This is a genomic window from Pseudomonas sp. P108 (genome assembly GCF_032613195.1).
Taxonomy (GTDB): domain Bacteria; phylum Pseudomonadota; class Gammaproteobacteria; order Pseudomonadales; family Pseudomonadaceae; genus Aquipseudomonas.
Window position 1 is genome coordinate 6561396 of record NZ_CP126691.1, and the last position, 19858, is coordinate 6581253.

A 19858-nucleotide genomic window follows, 5' to 3' on the forward strand; every position below is an offset into this window, starting at 1 on the left:
CAGGATGATCAGTGCCCCGACGACTCCTTGTGGTTGTCGAGGGTTTCCAGCAGCGCCACCTGCATCCGCGTGTGCACACGGATGAACCAGCGCCAGAGCAGCGCCGCCACGGCGGCAGCGACCACGGCGATCAGCATCAGCAACTTGTTGGTCGGCAAGATACTGGCCGACAAGGCTGCCAACAGCAGGAAAATCACCAGCAGCGAGAGAATCGGGATCACTTCGGAGATCACCCGGCGCACTCGCTGCGTGTGCCGCCCGGCCATCTCTGGCTTCACGCCCATTTCCGCCAGCAGCATCGACAGTGCCTTGAGCTTGCGATAGGCCGCGATCAAGAACGGCAGCGAGACCAGCAGCGCCCCACCCCAGATCAACGCCTTCTGCCAACTCGGGTCGGCAATCCAGTCCTGCAGCCAGGTCGAGAGGCGCTCGGCGAAGAATGCTCCGCTAAAGAAGATCGCAATCACCAGCGCCAGATTGACCCCGACCTGCAGCAAGATCTTGCGGATAATCGAAGCCAGCATCGCACCCTCACCTTGCGGCTGAATGCTGCGTAACCATTCGCCGTACATGCCCAGCACTCGGCCAAGAGGCTTGGGCACCGCCGCCGACAGCTTGATCGACAGCGGATCCGCCGCACGGATCAGATACGGCGTCAGCAGCGTGGTAATCACCGACACCGCCACGGCGACCGGATAGAGGAAGTTGCTGGTGACCTGCAAGGTCATGCCCAGCGCGGCGATAATGAAGGAAAATTCGCCAATCTGTGACAGCCCCATCCCCACGCGCAGTGAGGTACGTCCGTCATTACCGGCGATAAACGCACCGAGGCCGCAGGACAACATCTTGCCCAGCACCACGGCGACGGTAATCACCGCGATCGGCCACGCGTATTCGAGAAGAATCATCGGGTCGAGCATCAGGCCAATGGCAACGAAGAAGATCGCACTGAACAGATCACGAACCGGCTCGATCAGGCGTTCGATTTTAAGCAACTGCCGCGACTCGGCCATAATCGCGCCGATCAGGAAGGCGCCGAGCACCATGCTGTACTCAAGCTTGACCACCAGCAGACAGAAGCCGAAACACAGGCCCAGCACGGTGATCAGGAGCATTTCGTTGCTTTCGAATTTGGCCACATAAGCCAGCAGGCGCGGCACCAGCAGGATGCCAATGACCAGCGCGACGATCATGAACAACGAGAGTTTGCCGACAGTGGAGAACACCTCACCGGAGCTGACCGTACCGCTGACAGCAATGCTGGATAGCAGCGCGATGATGCCGATGCCGAGGATGTCTTCGACGATCAGGACGCCGAAAATCAACTGCGCGAAGCGCTCGTTCTTCATCTTCAGATCATTGAGCGCTTTGACGATGATGGTGGTCGAGGAGATCGCCAGAATCGCGCCGAGGAACAGCGAGTCCATGGTGTTCCAGTCGAACCAGCGGCCGATTTCATAGCCGATCCAGATCATCAGGACAATTTCGAGGAACGCCGCAATAAACGCCGTGGCACCCACCTTGAACAGCTTGCGCAGGCTGAACTCCAGTCCCAGGCAGAACATCAGGAAAATCACCCCCAGCTCGGCGAGGGTCTTGATGGTTTCTTCGTCGTGGATCAGGCCGAACGGCGGCGTGTGCGGGCCGATGATGAAACCGGCGACGATGTAGCCGAGCACCACCGGTTGCTTGAAACGGTGGAACAACACGGTCACCACACCCGCGACCAACATGATCACTGCCAGATCCTGAATAAAACTGATGGCATGCATGGCGTGGGCTCCTTGAATGACGAGGCTCGCAGTCAGACGTCAGAAAACTCTGAGCGAGCGAAGTAAAAATCCGCTTTTCGTGTGGGAATTGCCCTTGAGAGGGGCTTTTGCAGGTTAACACCGCGACTTCCGCCTGGAAGGCGGTGCAATATATGGAAACAGATCGATTCCGGCGTGACGGCGGCCAGTCGCCCGGCGTCCCGATAACGGTGCTTTCGAAAAGCGACCAGGCACCCGTAGAGGTGCTTCCAGAAATCAGCCTTGATCCGTGAGAACGTTATGGAACCCGGAAACGCCCAGCTGTCGATGACGGTACTGATGACCCCCGACATGGCCAACTTCTCTGGCAATGTCCACGGCGGCACCCTGCTCAAATACCTCGACGAAGTGGCCTACGCCTGCGCGAGCCGTTACGCCGGCCGCTATGTGGTGACGCTGTCGGTGGATCAGGTGATTTTCCGCGAACCGATTCATGTCGGCGAACTGGTGACCTTCCTCGCCTCGGTCAACTACACCGGCAACACGTCGATGGAAGTCGGCATCAAAGTCGTCACCGAAAACATTCGCGAGCGTTCGGTGCGCCACACCAACAGCTGCTTCTTCACCATGGTGGCGGTGGATGACCAGCGCAAACCGGCCGCCGTGCCGCCGCTGCAACCGCAGAACAGTGAAGACAAGCGTCGTTATATGCAGGCGCAGCAGCGTCGGCAGATTCGTCAGGAGCTGGAAAAGCGCTATCAGGAGATCAAGGGCGACGCCTGATCTTTGTAGCGCTCAGACCGCGTTCGCGAGCAGGTCGAATCGTCGCACCGTCGCTCCCACAGATGAATGCATTTCAAATGTGGGAGCGAGCCTGCTCGCGAATGGGGGCAGCACAGTCTTAAAGACTGATTGCAGTAGCCTCGAACTTCACCCGCGGATGTGCAATCCGATCCTGCGCCCGCACCAGCTGCAGCTCGTAACTGGCGCACGCCTGAGTTTCCAGCAGCACCTCATGCACCGCCGCCGCCGTGAATTCGAACGCCGCCACCAGACTGTCGCCCAACAGCACCCGCGCCAGAAACAGGCCGGACGTCAGGTCACCCACGCCCACCGGCTGACGGGGAAACGCCAGTAACGGACGACGCAGATGCCAGCTGCCTTCAGCCGTTACCAGCAGCATCTCGAAGCCATCCGCCGGTTTGCCCGGATAATCCAGATGCTTGACCAATACCGCTTTCGGTCCGCGCGCCAGTAGCGACCGCGCCATCGCCAGACAATCGAATAGCGACTGCGGCTTGCGCCCGGAAAAGCTGTCCAGTTCCAACTGGTTCGGACACATGATGTCCGCCATGGCCGCCGCCTCTTCCAGCAGGAAGTCGCTAACCTCGGTCGGTACGCTGCAGCCCTTCTCCGGGTGGCCCATCACCGGATCACACAGGTAAAGCGCCTTCGGGTTGACTGCCTTGATGCGCTCGACGCCGCTGAGAATCGCTCGTCCCTGCGCCGCGCTGCCGAGGTAACCGGACAGCACCGCATCGCAGTTGCCCAGCTCGCCAATTGCAGCGATACCTTCGACAAGCTCGGGAATCTGCTGCGGCGCCAGCACTTCGCCGGCCCATTGGCCGTACTGAGTGTGGTTGGAAAACTGCACGGTGTTGAGCGGCCAGACGTTGACCCCGACCCGCTGCATCGGAAAAACCGCCGCGCTGTTACCGGCGTGGCCGAACACGACGTGGGACTGAATGGCGAGCAGATGAGGCGTACGTTTCATTCGGGTCATTCCGTAAAACGATTGAAATTCAAGCCGCGCAGTATGCGACGAAACGCAGCCTGTACGACAGACCGGCGACGCAGTTAAGCTGACGCTATCTTTTGGAGTTCGATGTTGATGCTGACCCTGGAAAACATCTTTGTGCTGATGCTGTTTGCCGCTGCCGGCGCATGGCTGTGGCACAACCACGGCTTGCGCGAACGCGCACTGGAGCGGGTCAAACAGCATTGCCTGAACGTACGGGTCGAATTGCTCGATGGCAACGTCGCGCTGAAGAAGATCGGTTTCATCAAGGACGCCAACGGTCGCCGACGACTGGCGCGGGTGTACAACTTCGAATTCACCGTGACCGGCGAAACCCGGCATAACGGCACCATCACCCAGTTTGGTGCGCACAGTGCGCAGATCGAACTCGCGCCCTACCCGGCACCGTTCGACGATACGCCGCCAGTGGTCGAAGTGCAGAGGCCACGGGCAGAAGTCATCGAGCTGAGTCAGTGGCGGCAGGAACACACGAAGTGGAAGCCTTGAGCTGAATCACTGGGTTCGGCATCGCGCCAGACCTGCCTGCAATTGATCAATATTTTGCGGATCGACGAAGATCAGTTCGATTCGCGAATCTTTACGCCATTCGCTGGCCTGCCAAATCAGCTTGGTATTATCCAGAGCATTCGCAGACACCCAGCCCTCCGTGCTGTGGATAACCAGTTTCGCTCTTTTCCAATTAAGGCCAGTTAGCCAGTCGGCAATGCGTTGCTTGTCGAACGTCTGGCCCGGATGCCAACGCCAACCAATGCTCCAACCACCCTCCTGCGCCTGACTCAGGCAAATCGGCACCGTCGGAGCGCTCCAGACGGCCGGCATTTGTCCCAATCCTCGGGGCACCGCCAGGTTATCCACTCCTTTCAACGCATGCGCAGCCAAGCCCGGCAGTTCACTCAGAGGCAACTGCGCCTGTTGCGTCCAGATCCGTCTGACTGAAGGCAACTGACTGATAATTTTCTGCCTCGCCGTTTCATCAAGGTTTTCAGCCTTGTTCAACAGCAGCAAGCCCGCACTGGGCAACGCTTCCTGCTGTGCCGCCGGCAATGCTTTGCCAGCCTCGAGCGCCTGCGCATCCAGCACCAGCACACATGGCTGCACCGCCAGCACGCCTGACCATGGCGCCTCATTCAATTGCTTGAGCAACTGCGCCGGATGCCCCAGCCCGGACGGTTCGATAAACAGTCGATCAGGCTTGGCTTTGCGCAGCAAACGCCCAAGGCCGATCTGAAACGGCGCGCCATTGACGCAACACAGGCACCCCCCGGCCACTTCGCCCAGTGCGATACCATCGGCGTCGTTGGTCAGCAGCGCGGCATCGAGGCCGATCTGGCCGAACTCGTTGATCAGCACCGCCCAGCGCTCGCCAGCCGGCCGCTGAGCCATCAGTTGACGAATCAGGCTGGTCTTGCCGGCGCCCAAAGGGCCAGCAATGACATGGGTAGGAATGTTCTGCAACATGGCGGGAAGCTTTCTTGGGAGATGCAAAGATGCGTTGGATGGGATGGTCGTTGCTGTTGACGCTGCTGTCGAGCGAAGCGTGGGCTCAGGCCTGCGTAGTGCACAGTCAGGGCGAGCGACTCGACGTCAAAGTCTGCCAGCAAAACCGCAATATTCCTGAAAAACTGTTCAACGACGGCTTCTGCCAGCCAACCCTGGCCGGGCAAAAAGTCGAGGTGCAATACGTCGATCAATGCCCGAACGGCGCGTTTGGCGTGTGCAGCAACGCGCAAGTCGCCAATATGCCTTATCGCCAGGACATCCACTATTACGGGGTCGCCACCGATGCGGCGTATTTGAAACCGTATTGCGAAGGCCAGAGCCAAGGCTCGTGGCTCAAGCCTTGAGGCGTCAACCGAGCCAGTCGAGGGTCAGTATCAGACGACGCTCGCCTGCGGCCGGTTGCGGCGAACGGTGAATCAGACCGAAACCTTCATTACCGTGCCATTTCTCGCCTTTCAGTAAGGCGACGTCGCCGCTCTTGAGTTGCTGTATTTGCGCTTGGGGTTCAGCGTTCGCCTGCCCCAGTTGCTGGCGATCCATCGCGCCTTCCTTGAGCCATTGGCTGCCGACGCCGGCGTAGGTGGTGATCAGCCGCACCGGCACATGATCAACGTGGAAGCGCGGGCACATGGCTTTATCGAGCACCCGCAGGCGCAGTCCGATGCGCTTGGCTCCCAGCAAACAGGCGAAGGCGCTGACCAGCCATTTCAGGTCGGCGATGAAGCCTTCATAGCCTTCCAGATCACGGAAACCTGAAGCCAAACCGGTCAGGTCAGGCTCAGCGTCCTCGTGCGGCAGCTCCAGGCATAGCGATTGGCCCAACGGTTCGTTGAGCGACAGAAGCAATTGAGCGAAATCGCTGATGTGCAACGGCAATTGTCGCTGCCAGACGGCAAGGTTGGTGTCGTCATCCAGAATTCGCGTCAGCGTCTTTGGAGTCGGTCCTTGGTGCTGATAACGCGTGCGGTTTTGCAGCAGTTTGAGCGCGAGCATCAGGCAGCCTCTTCATGCCAAGGGCCAAACGGATCCGCCAGCAATCGCCAGCCCTCTACGCCGAGCGCCATTTCTTCATCAGTGAGCAGGCAGTCATCCAGTTCCTCTGAAAGCTGTAGGAAATCGATGTTCTGACCGATGAACACCAGTTCCTGCCGGCAGTCTCCTACGCTCGGCGTCCAGTTTTCCATGATCGCGGCGGTGCTTTGCTGATCTTGTGGCCATTGGTTCTTCGGCACAAAACGCCACCAGCGTCCGGCAAAACCGTGGCGCATCAGGCCGCCAGCCTGCGACCAGCTACCAGCGTCTGTGGGTTTGCTCGCGAGCCAGAAGAACCCTTTGGAACGCAGCAGCTTGCCGTTCAGCCACGGACGGTCGATGAAGCTGAAAAAGCGTTGCGGGTGAAAGGGTCGGCGCGCGCGATAGGCGGTGGAGGCGATGCCGTACTCGTCGGTTTCCGGCACGTGCTCACCGCGCAACTCCTGCAGCCAGCCCGGTGCCTGCGCGGCTTTCTCGAAATCGAAGCGACCGGTGTTGAGGATCTTCTCCAGAGGCACCTCACCCATGACCATCGGGATGATTTCGGCTTGCGCATTGAGGCGTTTGAGAATGGCGATCAATTCCTCACGCTCGGCCTGGCTGATCAGGTCGATCTTGCTGATCAACAGCACGTCGGCGAACTCGATCTGCTCGATCAACAGGTCGGTGATGGAGCGCTCGTCCTCCTCGCCGAGAATTTCGCCACGGGAGGCGAGGCTTTCAGCCGCCTGGTAGTCCGGGAGGAAATTCACCCCGTCGACGACAGTGACCATGGTGTCGAGACGGGCGATGTCGGAGAGGCTTTGTCCGTGTTCATCACGAAAAGTGAAGGTTTCTGCGACCGGCAGCGGCTCGGAGATGCCGGTGGATTCGATGAGCAGATAATCGAAGCGACCTTCACGGGCGAGCTTGCTGACTTCTTCGAGCAAGTCTTCGCGTAACGTACAGCAGATACAACCGTTGCTCATTTCGACGATTTTTTCTTCTGCACGGTTAAGGCTGACATCACGCTGGACTTCGCTGCCATCAATGTTGATCTCGCTCATATCATTGACGATGACAGCGACGCGAAGACCATTTCGATTACGTAGTACGTAATTCAAAAGTGTACTTTTTCCGGCGCCTAAAAATCCGGAAAGTACGGTGACGGGCAATTCGGCTGACATTGGATAATCCTCTTATGAAGGCAGCCGATTGGCGCTTTTACCAGCGCTTGGCGTCTTGGCGCTTCATGCGAGGGCTTCGCTGAAGGTAAACACTTGAAATCGGCCCGCTCAGGCTCAGTAGTTGTTTATGTTATAGTATAACACTCCAGATAAACCAGCCCTGCCCTTGTCCTGAGCGATAAACAGCAGGAAGCTGAGCCCATCCCACACCCGGAATTGCTAATGAAAACTGCGCTGAAATGCTCGTTGTTGAGCCTTGGATTAATGGTGGCGGGCAATACGTGGGCGCAGTTTCCGGCGCTGGCAAGCTGCACCCGCAGCGCCAACCTGCTTGCCTGCGTCGATGCCGAGGGCAATACGTATAGCGTCAACACTGTCGGCAGCACGCTTTATCTGCGCGGGTTTGAAAAGGCTGGGCAGCGTTATTGGGCGCAAACCAACAGCCGCTTCGGCCAATTGACGTTCTTCACCGGGATTGCCTCTGACGGTGAGGCCTGGGTTGGTTACACCCGACGCGTCGGCTGGACGACTATCAATCGCTTCTCCAGCTCGGGCGGCAGCAGCGCGAAATTCACTTGCAGTCGAATTGTGGGCTGCTAGACCTGCGCCTTTAGCTGCTCCTGTCGCCAGGCAAGATAGCTGTCGATCGGTGGGTTTTTCTCAAAATAACGCTGCAAACCCTCAAACAAACCATCCGCGACAGCCTGTTGATGCCGCGCGGTTACCAGCCGCTGACTGTCGTGAACGTTGGAAATGAAGCCGGTTTCTACCAGAATTGACGGCACATCCGGCGACTTCAACACGGCGAATCCGGCCTGTTCCACACGCTTCTGATGCAGAGTGGTGATGCCCGCCAGACTGCCCAGCACCGTGTTGCCCAGTTGCAGACTGGCGGCAATGGTCGCATTCATCGACATGTCGAGAATCACCCCGGCAAGCATTGGATCTTTGTCTTTGAGGTTGAGCAAACTGGTAGCGCCGAGCAGGTCAGCGCCGTTCTCACGCTGCGCCATAAAACGCGCCGTCGCCGATGTCGCGCCACCTTCAGACAGGCAATACACAGACGCTCCAGAAGCTGTCAGCCTTGGCGCTGCATCGGCATGCACCGAGATAAACATGTCTGCCTTGTGCTGACGGGCGATCTCTACGCGTTTACGCAAGGGCACAAAGAAGTCGTCATTGCGCACCAGTTTCACGTCGAATCCTTTCTCTTTTTTCAGGCGTTTGGCGAGTAGCTGAGCAATGGAAAGCACCACATCTTTTTCCCGCTCACCCTTCGCGCCGACCGCACCGGGATCCTTCCCACCGTGTCCTGGATCGACGACTACGATGATGTCGCGCTTGGGGTGAGCGCTGATTCTGGGTGTTTCACGTGGAACCATTGGGATCTCTGGCGCTGCTTTCGCACTGACTAAATCCAGAACCAGCCGATGACTCTGGCCATCCTGGGGCGCCAAAAGAAAGCTGTTAAGCAGCACTGGATTGCTCAGGTCGAGAACAATCCGCGTGTCTCCCTGACCAAAAGGCCCGGATCGAATCGAGCGGATCACCGTGCCATTCAGAGCCAACTGACTGAAATCGCCGCTCAGATCTGCGCCGGACACATCGATTATCAGCCGTTCTGGAGCGCTGAGCGTGAAGGTTTTGTATCGCACCGGGCCACTTAAATCGAAGACCAATCGCAGCTTTTCCTCAGAACGCCAAAGCCGTGCGTTGCGAATTTGCGTGGCCGAAACACTGAACGGAAGGGCGAAGGCCGCGCTGGCGAGAATCAGATTGAGCAAATGGCGTCTGTGCATATGAAAGCCTGTTCATGAAAAAAGCATCGTGATCTGTATTGTTATAATGTAACATTCATTTCAATCAACACGATGGTTCCGAACATGAATTCGCTGACACTTCCGGATATCGCTGCGCAATCCGCTCGCCAAGCCTTGCCCCTCGAATGGGTGGGCATGCACGGCATCGCGTTACCTGTTTTATTGGAAGGCCAACGCGTGAGCGCAAAGGCTGATGCGGGGGTGAGTCTGGATGACGGCGAAGCTCGCGGGATTCACATGTCGCGACTCTATCTGGCCCTGGAAGCGCTCGAACAGGAGAGTCTTTCCCCTGCTCTGCTGCACCAGGTACTCAAACGTTTTCTGGATAGCCACGAAGGTTTATCCCACTGTGCCTACCTGAATATCCGCACCGATCTACTGCTGAAAAGACCAGCACTAATCAGTCCACTGGCCGGATGGAAATCCTATCCCGCGACGATTTCAGCCAGTCTGAAAAACAAGATGTTCCACGTGGAACTCAACATCGAAGTGCCCTACTCCTCGACTTGCCCGTGTTCCGCGGCATTGGCCCGGCAATTAATTCAGCAACAATTCGTCGACGACTTCGCCAACAAACCCCTTCAGCATGCAGACGTTCTCGCTTGGCTTGGCTCGACTCAAGGCATCGTCGCCACGCCTCACAGCCAACGCAGCACTGCACAATTGCATCTGCACCTCGACGAGTTCATCGACGAATTACCGCTTAGCGTGATCATCAATGACGCCGAAGCGGCCCTCGGCACCGCCGTACAAACCGCAGTAAAACGCGCGGACGAGCAAGCCTTCGCCTTGGCGAATGGACAGAATCTGATGTTCTGCGAAGACGCCGTGCGCCGATTGAATCTCGCACTTCGCCGCACACCCGGCGTTAACCAGTTCCATCTGCGAGTGATCCACGCCGAAAGCCTGCACGCCCACGACGCCGTCGCCGAAAGCCACTGGCAGCGTGAGCAAGCATGATCCGCTGCCAATCCCTGAGTTGGGGCGCTCCCGGTCAACCGCTGACCACGCCCCTGAATCTAGAACTCGAAAGCGGCAGCCTAACAGCAATCATCGGCGCCAACGGCTGCGGCAAAAGCAGCCTCTTGAAGGTCATCGCCGGGCTGCAAAAACCACTGGCAGGCAAAGCCTCCCTGAGTGTTCCACGTCAAAGCGGATTGTCATTCCTCCCCCAGCAACAACATCTCGACCGCCAGTTCCCCATCAACCTCGAAGAACTGATCGCCGCCGGTTTCTGGGGACGTCGACTCTCAACCCAACTGCGCGCACAACGCCTGAAAGATGCACTGGAAAACTGGCACCTGAGCGGACTCGAACACCGCCCGCTCATGGCCCTCTCCGGCGGCGAACTACAACGTGCCCTGCTCGCCCGCCTGAGTTTGACCGACGCTCCGGTTCTGCTCCTCGACGAACCCCATGCCGCCCTCGATGAGCTCGGCCAACAATTGCTCTGGCAGCACATCCACACCTGGCATAACGAAGGTCGAACAATCGTCGTGGTCTGCCATGACCTCTGCGCCGTGCGCCAACACATCCCGCAAACCTTGCTGATCAAAAACCGCGAATGCGTGTACGGCGCCAGCGTCGAACTGATCCGGCAACCCCCTCACACGCAGGTGGCCTGATGGTCACCGTCACCCACTTGTGGCAACCGTTCAATGAGTTCCTGTTCATGCGACGTGCCCTCCTTGGCGGACTGGTCTTGGCATGCAGCACGGCACCACTCGGCGTGTTTTTGATCCTGCGACGGATGAGCCTGATCGGTGACGCCGTCGCCCACGGCATCCTTCCTGGCGCCGCATTAGGATTCTGGTTTGCCGGACTGAGTCTGCCTGCACTCACACTCGGCGGCCTCGGCGCGGGTCTGAGCATGGCCGGGCTCGCGGCGTGGATCACCCGCCGAACCGGTCTACGCGAAGACGCCAGCCTCGCCGCGATCTACCCAATATCCCTCGCCAGCGGTGTGCTGATTCTGGGCATCGCCGGCAAACGTCTCGACCTGCTTCACCTGCTGTTTGGCTCGGCATTGGCCGTCGACGGCCCGACCCTCACCGGCATGTTATGGGTTTCGGGATTCAGCCTGATCGCCATGGCACTGATCTACAAACCGCTGCTGCTCGACACCCTCGACCCGCTGTTCCTGAGAACCGTCAGCCGCCTCGGCCCACTCGCCCACGGCGTATTCCTGACCCTGGTGGTGCTCAATCTGGTGATCGGCTTCCAGGCCATCGGCGCGCTGATGGTGGTCGGGTTGATGATGCTCCCCGCCGCTGCCTCGCGGTTCTGGAGCCGTCGACTGCCGATCCTGATTGGCATCGCCGCCATCATCGGTTGCCTCTCGGTGTGGTTTGGCTTGTTGCTTTCGTTCTACTACTCGCTGCCAAGCGGACCGGCCATCGTGCTGGTCGCCGGCGTCGGTTATCTGCTGTCGGTGGTGTTCGGGCCGGTTCACGGTCTCCTGCGCCGCCCGCCTTTGCTTACATCCCAATGAGGTGTTTCCCGATGCGCGTTCTACTCGTGTTGTTCAGCCTGATGCTGTCGATGTCATTGTCGGCGGCGGAAAAATTACCGGTGGTGACCAGCTTCAGCATTCTCGGCGACATGGTGCATCAGGTCGGCGGCGAGCATATCCAGATCACCAACATGGTCGGCCCGGACGCCGACGCGCACACCTACGAGCCGACACCGGACGATGCCAAAGCATTACTCGGCGCCAGGCTGATCATCAAAAACGGCCTCGGTTTCGAGCCATGGCTGGATCGACTGGTGAGCAGCACCGAGACCAAAGCCACCGTCATCAGTGCCAGTCATGGCGTGATTCCGCGCTCACTGGACGAGGATGGCGAAACCGTTCCCGACCCGCACGCCTGGCATAATCTGGCGAACACGGAGCTGTACATTGCCAACATCACCAAGGCGCTGATCGCAGCCGACCCGGCGAACAAGGCCGACTACGAACGCAACAGCCAGGCCTATCTGAAGCAGATCTACGCCCTGCTCGCCGAAGCAAAAACCAAGCTCGGTTCGCTGCCGCCGGGCAATCGCAAGATCGTCACCAGCCACGACGCATTCGGTTATCTCGGTCAGGCCTACGGCATCGACTTTATGGCGCCGCAAGGTTTGTCCACCGAGCGTGAACCCTCGGCCGCCGAAGTCGCTGCGCTGATCACCCAGATTCGTCAGGCCAAAGTCAAAGCGGTGTTCATGGAAAACATCAAAGATGCGCGTCTGCTCAAGCAGATCGCTGATGAAAGCGGCGCGCACATCGGCGGCACCTTGTACTCCGACGCCCTCGCCGCCAGTGGCCCGGCCAGCACCTTCACCGGCCTGTTCGAATACAACCTCAACACCCTTTACAACGCGCTGAGCCGACCATGATCCGCAAGAATCCTTCAGGCGATTTGCCGCAAATCGCCGAGTCGGCTTACGTCGACAAAACCGCGATCATCTGCGGCAAAGTGGTGATTGGCGAAAACGTTTTCGTCGGCCCCTACGCGGTGATCCGCGCCGACGAAGTGGATGCCTCGGGCGAGATGGAGCCGATCACCATCGGCGCCAATTCGAACATTCAGGACGGCGTGGTGATCCACTCAAAATCCGGTGCGGCGGTGACCATCGGCGAATTCAGCTCGATCGCCCACCGCTCAATCGTGCATGGCCCGTGCGTGGTCGGCGACCGCGTGTTCATCGGTTTCAACAGCGTGCTGTTCAACTGTGTTGTAGGTAACGGTTGCGTGGTGCGGCACAACTCGGTGGTCGATGGTCGCGATTTACCGGACGCCTTCTATGTGCCCTCCACCACCCGCATCGGCCCGAACACCGACCTCTCGTTATTCCCGCCAGTGAGTGTCAGCGCCTCGGAGTTTTCCGAAGACGTGGCGCGCACCAACGTCGATCTGGTGCGCGGCTACAAAGCCTTGCAGAACGAGTTCTGAGCCATGAGCAGCGTGCTGATTCGCAACGCAAGGCTGGTCAACGAAGGGCGTGAGTTCGACGCAGATCTGTTGGTCAGCAATGGACGCATCGTCAAGATTGCGCGCAGCATCGAAGGTGAAAACGCCAAAGTGGAAATCGACGCGAACGGTCAATGGCTGCTTCCCGGAATGATTGATGACCAGGTGCATTTCCGTGAACCAGGTGCGCCAGCCAAGGGCAGCCTTCACACCGAGTCGCGTGCGGCGGTTGCCGGTGGCATCACCAGCTTCATGGACATGCCCAACACCAACCCGGCCACCCTTACCCTCGAAGCGCTGGCGGATAAAAAGCGTCGGGCGGCGATCAACTCGGTGGCCAATTACGGCTTTCACTTTGGCGTGAGCCGGGACAACCTCGACACGGTAGCCGCGCTCAATCCCTGTGAAGTGGCCGGGGTGAAAGTGTTTATGGGCGCCTCGACCGGCAACATGCTGGTCGATGATCCGCAGATCCTTGAGCGACTGTTCGCCGAGGTGCCGACCATCCTGCTGGCGCACTGCGAACACACGCCAAGCATCGATGCCAACGCGGCCAATCTGCGTGAGTTGTTCGGCGATCGTATTCCGCCCGCCGCCCACCCGCTTATTCGCAATGCCGAGGCGTGTTATCGATCCTCATCACTGGCGGTGGAACTGGCAAAACGTCACGGCACCCGCCTACATGTTTTGCACATGACCACCGCGCGTGAACTGGCGTTGTTCGAGGACACACCATTGGCGCAGAAACGCATCACCGCTGAAGTCTGTCTGCACCATTTGTTGTTCGATGATCGCGACTATCCAAAGCTCGGCAACCTGATCAAATGCAACCCGGCGATCAAAACCCAAGCGGATCGCGACGCACTGCGCGAAGCATTGAACAGCGATCGGCTGGACGTTGTTGGCAGCGATCATGCGCCGCATACCTGGGAGGAAAAGCAGCGGCCTTACGCTGAGGCGCCTTCGGGGTTGCCACTGGTGCAGCATGCCTTGCCGGCATTGATGGAACTGGTCGCGGACACGGTTTTGCCAATCACTACGCTAGTGGCGAAGACCAGCCATCGCGTCGCGGACCTGTTTGCGATTCCGGATCGGGGCTATTTACGGGAAGGGTATTGGGCGGATCTGGTGCTGGTTGAAGCGCAGACGCTGGAGGTCGATCGGCAACCCATTCTGTCGCAGTGCGGATGGACGCCGTTTGCCGGACGCAGCTTTCGGCATCGGGTGAGCACGACGATTGTGTCGGGGCAGATTGCTTGGCGGGATGGGCGGGTGAATGAGGCGTGTCGGGGGTTGGCGCTGAGGTTTATGCGCTGAGCTTGAGGACGCTTTCGCGAGCAAGCTCGCTCCCACAATTGGAACGCATTTCCCTGTGGCAGTGAGCTTGCTCGCGAAGCTTTTAGGCTCTTGGCTTCACAGCGCCGCAATCCTGACCCAACCAAACTGCACGCGTCTCCAGACTGCCCTTCTGGTTGATCCCGATCGCATTGAACGTGCCATTGGCCACGGTGGTGAACTCGCGATCACTGAGGAACGTCGCCACGCCGGTACCCTGCGCTTTCGGGCAACTGAAGCGGAACTTCCACTGGTTACCGGTGCGATCGGTGATCTGCTGTTTGCAGCCCGATTGCGGGTCGGCCAACGGAATATCGTTGGTCGCCACCTGCTCTGGCGTCAGGCAAGCGCGGATGCCTTTGCCGCCAATATTGATCCCGTTCTTCTCCAGCGCTGCGCGCTGTTGCGGGGTCATCTGCCCTTGCAGTTGACCGAGGATCGATTGCACATCCATCGGCTGATCATCGACCTTGACGTTGCTCGATGTCATTTCCCACAGCCCCGGCTGCAGCATCTGCGCCTGCGCAACCACCGGCAATGCCAAACCCAGGCCCAGCGCCAAACCCAGCAGACGAACGTTCATCGAAAAACTCCTGATCAGTAGTGGCCGTTAGACGTCGGCCGATTGCTTCGGTTCATGCACCAATTAAATAGCGACAATCGCGACAGAACATGGTCTGTTAAGCATTGAATCTTCCGGAGCAAGGCTGCCCCATGGATTATTTTGGACCGCACATTTTCGGTTATCTGATCGCCCTGATACACACCCTCGGCTTGATCGCCGCGATTCACGCGGTGCTCACCGTGCGCACAGCTCAAGGCTCGATCGCCTGGGCATTGTCGCTGATCTTCATTCCCTACCTCACGCTTATTCCGTACCTGGTGTTCGGCCGCAGCACCTTTGATGGTTACATCAAGGCGCGGCGCCAGGCCAACGAACAAATGCGTCAGGCCATCTCCGAACTGAACTGGCGCCCTTGGGTGGAAGAAGCCCTCACCGCGCGCGCGTCCAATGCCTACGCCTCGTTACGGGCGATGCCCAAACTGGGGCGCATGCCATGCCTGGCGAACAATGAAGTGCAATTGCTGGTGAACGGTACGGCGACGTTCGAGGCGATTTTCCACGCCATCGATCAAGCGAAAGAAGCGGTGCTGATCCAGTTTTTCATCATTCACGATGATCGACTCGGCCAACGTTTGAGTGATCTGCTGCTGAAAAAAGCTGCGGAAGGCGTAACGATTCATCTGCTTTACGACCGCATCGGCAGCCACGCCCTGCCCCACAGCTATGTGCAGACGCTGCGCGATGCGGGCGTCGAGGTAAAAGCCTTCGCCACGCGCAGCGGCTGGCTCAACCGCTTTCAGGTCAACTTCCGTAACCACCGCAAGATTGTCGTGGTCGATGGCGTGGTCGGCTTTGTCGGCGGGCATAACGTCGGCGATGAATACATGGGTGAAAAACCACCGCTGGCACCGTGGCGCGATACCCATGTGAAGGTGCGCGGCCCGGTGGTCGCGTGCATGCAGGAATCCTTTGCCGAAGACTGGTTCTGGGCCGCCCGCACCCTGCCGCCGCTGATCCTGCCGGATGAATACCCGGAAGACGGCGTACTCTGCCAACTGCTCGCCAGCGGCCCGGCCGATGCGTACGAAACCTGCTCGCTGTTCTTCGTCGAAGCGATACATGCGGCGACGGAAAGAGTGTGGATCACCAGCCCGTATTTCATCCCCGATGAAGCCGTCTTCGCAGCGTTACGATTGGCAGTATTACGCGGTGTTGATGTACGTCTTCTGCTGCCCTCGCGCCCCGATCACCGCATCGTCTACGCCGCTTCCAGCCTTTATGCCTTTGAAGCGGTGCGCGCCGGTGTCCGAGTGTTCCGCTACCGTCCCGGGTTTCTGCATCAGAAAGTGGTGTTGATCGACAGCGAAATCAGCGCGATCGGCAGTGCCAATCTGGATAACCGCTCGTTCCGGTTGAATTTCGAAGTGATGTTGCTGACGGTCGACAGTGAGTTCTCCGCCGCCGTGGAACACATGCTCATCGATGACTTCGCGCTGGCCGACGAAGTCGCCAAAGAAGAAAGCCGGGAGCTCCACCGCCTGCAACAAGTCGGCATGCGGATCGCCCGGCTTATTTCACCGATCCTTTGAAACCCTCTCCCAAAAAAAGGGAACAGGCTCAGGGGTTGTAGATATCGTCACGGGTCCATGGCAGTTCATGGCTGCCATCCGGATGCGCTTTCACCGCGAGGATCTGGTGCAGATTGATCCAGCCACGGGCAAACGCGTAAGCACAGCCGGCCAGATATAGTCGCCAGATGCGCAACGCTTGATCCGGCACCAGTTTGCCCGCCGCCTCAAGGTTGTCCTCCAGCCGCTCGCTCCAATGATCCAGCGTGCGCGCGTAGTGCAGGCGCAGGCTTTCGACGTCGACAATTTCCAGGCCCGCCTCGCTGATCTCCGCCGAGATCATCGACAGGTGCGGCAACTCACCGTTGGGGAACACGTACTTTTCAATGAAATCCCCGGCACCGCGTCCTACCGGACGGCCATCGGTGTGCTTGGCGGTGATGCCGTGGTTCATCACCAGACCGCCCTCCTTGACCGCACCGAACAGGGTTTTGCAGTACTCGGCGAGATTGGCGTGGCCGACGTGTTCGAACATGCCGACACTGACCACTTTGTCGAAACGACCGTCCTGGGGCAGATCGCGATAGTCGAGCAATTGCAGTTCGATCTGCTCTTCCAGGCCTTCAGCCTTGACCCGCTCACGCGCCAGTTCCAGTTGTTCCTTGCTCAGCGTGATACCAAACACCTTGGCGCCGAATTCCCGCGCGGCGTAACGCGCGAGGCCGCCCCAACCGCAACCCACATCAAGCAAATAGTCACCTGGCTGCACACGCAGCTTGCGGCACAGATGTCGGAATTTGGCTTGTTGCGCCTGCTCAAGGCTTTCGCTGCCCGTTTCGAAATACGCGCAGGAGTACGCCATGTCGCTGTCCAGCCAGAGCTGGTAGAACGCATTGGACAGGTCGTAGTGGTAGGAAATGGCTTTGGCGTCGGTTTCCTTGTCGTGCACCGAACGCACTGGCTGACTGTCGTCATCTTCACCGAGCAAAGCGTTGCTCAATTCGTCGCAGACCCGGATGACTTCGCTGATCGAGCCCTCCAGTTCAAGTTTGCCTTCGACGAATGCCGCTCCAAGCGCATCCAGGCTTGGATGGGTGAACTGAGTGACCATCTGCGGGTCCTTGACCACGATGGTAACGCTGGGCGCCGGCCCCAGATTGAACTCATGGCCGTCCCAGAGCCGCAGTCGAAGCGGTAGCTGCAGATTCTGTAAGGCCGGTGGAAGTTGCGCGAGCATGGAAAATCCCCCCTTGTTTCAGACCGTCAGATCTGAGGGTAGACCATCCCGGAAAAATAGCAGGCTATCGATTTGATTAGCCTTGGCTATCGTTGCAGACGCTCCAGCAAACCGTCTTGAACCCACTGTTTCAACCAGGTAACGGCTTGAAGTGGCGCGCCCTCACCATAAATGACTGCTAATTGTGTGCACAGTTCGGAGAAATTCCAGCCACCGGCGAGCAGGCCATTGAGGGCCGTGGCTTCGGCAGGATCGAGGCTGCGATAGTGACAGATCAGTTCGCAGCGCCAGATCAGACAGGCCTGTGGGATTTCGAGCACCGTGCTGTCAGGGAAGTCGGATTCTTCCTTCACCGAACGCCATAGCGAGAGACTGTTGAAGCAGCATTCCAGCCACTGCAGCGAAGGCGTTGGCTTCACCCGCAGCTCAGGCCATTCCTCTGGGGCCAGCGTCGCCATTGATTGCAGCGTCAACGTCTGCCCCGCCGGCGCATCGAACGCCAGTGTAAACGCCCATTCAAGCGAGGCCAGTTCGGCCAGTGGCGCGCTTTGTTCCGGCACCAGATGCTCACGGATAAAGCCTTCGAAGCCTTTGCCCAGCCAGCGCAAGCTGTAATGCCCCGGCGGGGAATGGCGGATGTAAGAACTGGCGAGCCGATCGAATTCGTCGTCACCCATCCAGTGCAAGATCGCCACGAAGTCATTGCGCAAGACTTCCAGCAGACGCGCCTTGTAAGCGTTGTGATAGATCGCCAGTCCCGTGCCGACATCCAGTGTCGGGCCACCAATCAGGCTTTTGCCCAAGACCGGATTCGCCGTAGCGTCGTCGTCGAGCAGAAACGACTCGAACGCCAGTTGCCAGTCTTTCAGGCGCATTGCTGCCTCCCGGCCAAGACCTTGTCACCCAGTTCACGTGCCTTGTGCAATTCACCGAGCAGTTCTTCGAAAGGCGGAAAATGGTCGTCGCGTTCCAGCAATGTGGCCACCGGGCCGAAGTGTTCAAGTGTGCGTTGATAGAGCGCCCAGACCGGATCGCTCACCGGATGGTCGTGGGTGTCGATCACGTAATCACCGTAGTCGCTGTGCCCCGCCAGATGCAGTTGACGGACTTTGTCGACAGGCAGGCCGCGAATGAATGCCCACGGATCAAAGCCGTGGTTGCGTGAGCTGACATAGACATTGTTCACATCCAGCAGCAACTCGCAGCCAGTTATCCGGCTCAGCACTGCGAGAAACTCCCACTCGCTGAAATCATCCGCGGCAGCACGAACGTAACTGGAGACATTCTCCAGTACCAGCGGACGCTGCAGAATGTCCTGCACCTGCCTTACCCGGCCGGCAATGTAATCCAGACTTTCTTCGGTATAAGGCAGCGGCAGCAGATCATGCAACTGATGGGCATTGCCGCGACTCCAGCACAGATGATCGGAGATCCATGCAGGTCGGACCCGATCGGCCAGTTGCTTGAGTTGTTTGAGATAGTCCGGATCGAGGGCATGCGGCCCGCCGATGGACAGGGATACACCATGCATCACCAGCGGATAGCGCTCGGCGATGGCATCGAGGTAATACAGAGCCTTGCCGCCCTGCACCATGAAATTTTCCGAGACCACTTCGAACCAGTCGACATCCGGCGACTGCTCGAGGATCTGCTGGTAGTAAGCGCTACGCAGTCCGAGGCCGTAACCCAGGAAAGGCACAGAAGCTGACATAAGCGGACTCCTGATAAAAGTGGCCGCAGTGGCGCAAACCACTGCGGCGACACTAACCGGTCAGTTATTCGCCGACCTTGCCACCGGCTTTTTCGCAAGCCGCCTGAGTCATCGCCTTGAAGCCCTGACCTTTGCACGAACCCAAGCCTTTGCACGCGTGATCTTTGGTCTTGCAGTCGTTCTGGCCCTTGCAGCCATTCACGCCATAACAGTGAACGTTGGCATCAGCAGCCATCGCGTTAGTGGCAACACCGGCAAACAGGGTCGCGGCGGCCAAAGCGAGAGCGGCACCAGCAGCAGCGGTCTTGATAGTCATTTTTCTTATCCTCGGTAATCGCCAGGGGTGTCGGCTGGAAGGTTTGTTCAGTCCCGACATAGCACTAGAGAGAGCGCCCCCGAAG

22 protein-coding genes are annotated in these 19858 nt (G+C 58.7%); 11 read left to right on the plus strand and 11 right to left on the minus strand.

The annotated features are described in order from the left end of the window. Window positions 1–8 precede the first annotated feature (8 nt). Entirely contained in the window at window positions 9–1772 is a 1764-nt protein-coding gene (locus tag QOM10_RS29160; RefSeq protein ID WP_127930293.1) for a cation:proton antiporter, read from the minus strand. Window positions 1773–2051: 279 nt separating this feature from the next. Here QOM10_RS29160 and QOM10_RS29165 point away from each other — a divergent pair, with 279 nt between their 5' ends. Beyond that, complete coding sequence (locus tag QOM10_RS29165) at window positions 2052–2534, plus strand: acyl-CoA thioesterase (protein ID WP_003229693.1); 483 nt, start codon at window positions 2052–2054, stop codon at window positions 2532–2534. A 118-nt stretch (window positions 2535–2652) separates the two neighbouring features. Here QOM10_RS29165 and pdxY read toward each other — a convergent pair whose 3' ends face one another. Further along, a complete protein-coding gene (pdxY, locus tag QOM10_RS29170; RefSeq protein ID WP_127930294.1) occupies window positions 2653–3525 on the minus strand; it encodes a pyridoxal kinase PdxY in 873 nt (290 codons plus the stop codon). Between the two features lie 117 nt (window positions 3526–3642). On the opposite strand from pdxY, the gene QOM10_RS29175 reads away from it, so the two are divergent. After that, on the plus strand, window positions 3643–4056 hold the full coding sequence (locus QOM10_RS29175) for a DUF3301 domain-containing protein (RefSeq protein WP_122593228.1): 414 nt from the start codon (window positions 3643–3645) through the stop codon (window positions 4054–4056). 6 nt (window positions 4057–4062) lie between these two features. Here QOM10_RS29175 and QOM10_RS29180 read toward each other — a convergent pair whose 3' ends face one another. Further along, a complete protein-coding gene (locus tag QOM10_RS29180; protein ID WP_160042400.1) occupies window positions 4063–5028 on the minus strand; it encodes a CobW family GTP-binding protein in 966 nt (321 codons plus the stop codon). A 29-nt stretch (window positions 5029–5057) separates the two neighbouring features. On the opposite strand from QOM10_RS29180, the gene QOM10_RS29185 reads away from it, so the two are divergent. Next, complete coding sequence (locus QOM10_RS29185) at window positions 5058–5414, plus strand: NADH:ubiquinone oxidoreductase (RefSeq protein ID WP_150749887.1); 357 nt, start codon at window positions 5058–5060, stop codon at window positions 5412–5414. A 4-nt stretch (window positions 5415–5418) separates the two neighbouring features. On the opposite strand, the gene QOM10_RS29190 is transcribed toward QOM10_RS29185, so the two are convergent. Both QOM10_RS29190 and zigA read right to left on the minus strand, forming a co-directional pair. Then, window positions 5419–6063, minus strand: coding sequence for a DUF1826 domain-containing protein (locus tag QOM10_RS29190; RefSeq protein WP_150749888.1), 645 nt, complete (start codon window positions 6061–6063; stop codon window positions 5419–5421). After that, window positions 6063–7268: a zinc metallochaperone GTPase ZigA gene (gene zigA, locus QOM10_RS29195; RefSeq protein WP_150774650.1), complete on the minus strand. Its 1206-nt coding sequence runs from the start codon at window positions 7266–7268 to the stop codon at window positions 6063–6065. The genes QOM10_RS29190 and zigA overlap by 1 nt, the downstream gene beginning before the upstream one ends. Window positions 7269–7490: 222 nt before the next feature. Between zigA and QOM10_RS29200 the strand changes: the two genes are divergently transcribed. After that, window positions 7491–7868: a glutamine synthetase gene (locus QOM10_RS29200; protein WP_316917346.1), complete on the plus strand. Its 378-nt coding sequence runs from the start codon at window positions 7491–7493 to the stop codon at window positions 7866–7868. On the opposite strand, the gene QOM10_RS29205 is transcribed toward QOM10_RS29200, so the two are convergent. Further along, window positions 7865–9067: an N-acetylmuramoyl-L-alanine amidase gene (locus QOM10_RS29205; protein ID WP_316917347.1), complete on the minus strand. Its 1203-nt coding sequence runs from the start codon at window positions 9065–9067 to the stop codon at window positions 7865–7867. The two genes, QOM10_RS29200 and QOM10_RS29205, sit on opposite strands and share 4 nt — an antisense overlap. Window positions 9068–9151: 84 nt before the next feature. Between QOM10_RS29205 and folE2 the strand changes: the two genes are divergently transcribed. From folE2 to QOM10_RS29235, 6 genes are read left to right on the plus strand one after another with little or no spacing between them, the layout of a single operon-like run. Continuing rightward, window positions 9152–10048 carry a GTP cyclohydrolase FolE2 gene (folE2, locus tag QOM10_RS29210; RefSeq protein WP_150774647.1) on the plus strand — a complete coding sequence of 299 codons (897 nt, stop codon included), beginning with the start codon at window positions 9152–9154 and terminating at the stop codon, window positions 10046–10048. Next, window positions 10045–10713, plus strand: coding sequence for a metal ABC transporter ATP-binding protein (locus QOM10_RS29215; protein ID WP_150774646.1), 669 nt, complete (start codon window positions 10045–10047; stop codon window positions 10711–10713). The genes folE2 and QOM10_RS29215 overlap by 4 nt, the downstream gene beginning before the upstream one ends. After that, window positions 10713–11579 carry a metal ABC transporter permease gene (locus QOM10_RS29220; RefSeq protein WP_150774645.1) on the plus strand — a complete coding sequence of 289 codons (867 nt, stop codon included), beginning with the start codon at window positions 10713–10715 and terminating at the stop codon, window positions 11577–11579. Before QOM10_RS29215 ends, QOM10_RS29220 begins: the two co-directional genes overlap by 1 nt. A gap of 11 nt (window positions 11580–11590) precedes the next feature. After that, window positions 11591–12466 (plus strand): metal ABC transporter substrate-binding protein, encoded by an 876-nt coding sequence (locus QOM10_RS29225; RefSeq protein WP_316917348.1) that lies wholly within the window; start codon window positions 11591–11593, stop codon window positions 12464–12466. Continuing rightward, window positions 12463–13023, plus strand: a complete 561-nt coding sequence (locus tag QOM10_RS29230) for a carbonate dehydratase (protein ID WP_122842141.1) — start codon at window positions 12463–12465, stop codon at window positions 13021–13023. Before QOM10_RS29225 ends, QOM10_RS29230 begins: the two co-directional genes overlap by 4 nt. 3 nt (window positions 13024–13026) lie before the next feature. After that, window positions 13027–14358: a dihydroorotase gene (locus QOM10_RS29235; RefSeq protein ID WP_316917349.1), complete on the plus strand. Its 1332-nt coding sequence runs from the start codon at window positions 13027–13029 to the stop codon at window positions 14356–14358. Window positions 14359–14440: 82 nt separating this feature from the next. On the opposite strand, the gene QOM10_RS29240 is transcribed toward QOM10_RS29235, so the two are convergent. Then, window positions 14441–14959, minus strand: a complete 519-nt coding sequence (locus QOM10_RS29240; protein ID WP_034152149.1) for a DUF3617 domain-containing protein — start codon at window positions 14957–14959, stop codon at window positions 14441–14443. A gap of 131 nt (window positions 14960–15090) precedes the next feature. On the opposite strand from QOM10_RS29240, the gene cls reads away from it, so the two are divergent. Then, window positions 15091–16530, plus strand: a complete 1440-nt coding sequence (gene cls / locus QOM10_RS29245; RefSeq protein WP_127930306.1) for a cardiolipin synthase — start codon at window positions 15091–15093, stop codon at window positions 16528–16530. 28 nt (window positions 16531–16558) lie between these two features. On the opposite strand, the gene cfaB is transcribed toward cls, so the two are convergent. The 4 genes from cfaB to QOM10_RS29265 all read right to left on the minus strand — a co-directional run bounded on the left by cfaB (window position 16559) and on the right by QOM10_RS29265 (window position 19773). After that, window positions 16559–17746, minus strand: a complete 1188-nt coding sequence (gene cfaB / locus QOM10_RS29250) for a C17 cyclopropane fatty acid synthase CfaB (protein WP_316917350.1) — start codon at window positions 17744–17746, stop codon at window positions 16559–16561. 86 nt (window positions 17747–17832) lie between these two features. After that, a complete protein-coding gene (locus QOM10_RS29255; RefSeq protein WP_316917351.1) occupies window positions 17833–18621 on the minus strand; it encodes a DNA-binding domain-containing protein in 789 nt (262 codons plus the stop codon). Next, window positions 18612–19457, minus strand: coding sequence for a DUF692 domain-containing protein (locus QOM10_RS29260; protein WP_150749898.1), 846 nt, complete (start codon window positions 19455–19457; stop codon window positions 18612–18614). The genes QOM10_RS29255 and QOM10_RS29260 overlap by 10 nt, the downstream gene beginning before the upstream one ends. 64 nt (window positions 19458–19521) lie before the next feature. Then, window positions 19522–19773, minus strand: a complete 252-nt coding sequence (locus QOM10_RS29265; RefSeq protein WP_150774640.1) for a hypothetical protein — start codon at window positions 19771–19773, stop codon at window positions 19522–19524. Window positions 19774–19858 lie beyond the last annotated feature (85 nt).